1 pseudogene is annotated in these 316 nt (G+C 74.7%); it reads left to right on the plus strand.

Annotated features, from left to right (window positions below):
* A pseudogene (locus JHD73_RS28520) lies at positions 1-134 on the plus strand (NADH-quinone oxidoreductase subunit B); the annotation flags it as partial.
* Positions 135-316 lie beyond the last annotated feature (182 nt).

Here is a 316-nt window from a genome sequence, read left to right on the forward strand (position 1 = left end):
CCGGCACGCTGTGCAACAAGATGGCCCCCGCTCTGCGCAAGGTGTACGACCAGATGGCCGAGCCGCGCTGGGTCATCTCGATGGGCTCGTGCGCCAACGGCGGCGGTTACTACCACTACTCGTACTCCTGTCTCTTATACACATCTCCGAGCCCACGAGACATGGCGCCTGATCTCGTATGCCGTCTTGTGCTTGAAAAAGGGGGGGGGGGGGGGGGGGGGGGGGGGGGGGGGGGGGGGGGGGGGGGGGGGGGGGGGGGGGGGGGGGGGGGGGGGGGGGGGGGGGGGGGGGGGGGGGGGGGGGGGGGGGGGGGGGG

The organism is Ralstonia sp. ASV6 (assembly GCF_016429285.1).
GTDB classification, from domain to species: domain Bacteria; phylum Pseudomonadota; class Gammaproteobacteria; order Burkholderiales; family Burkholderiaceae; genus Ralstonia; species Ralstonia flaminis.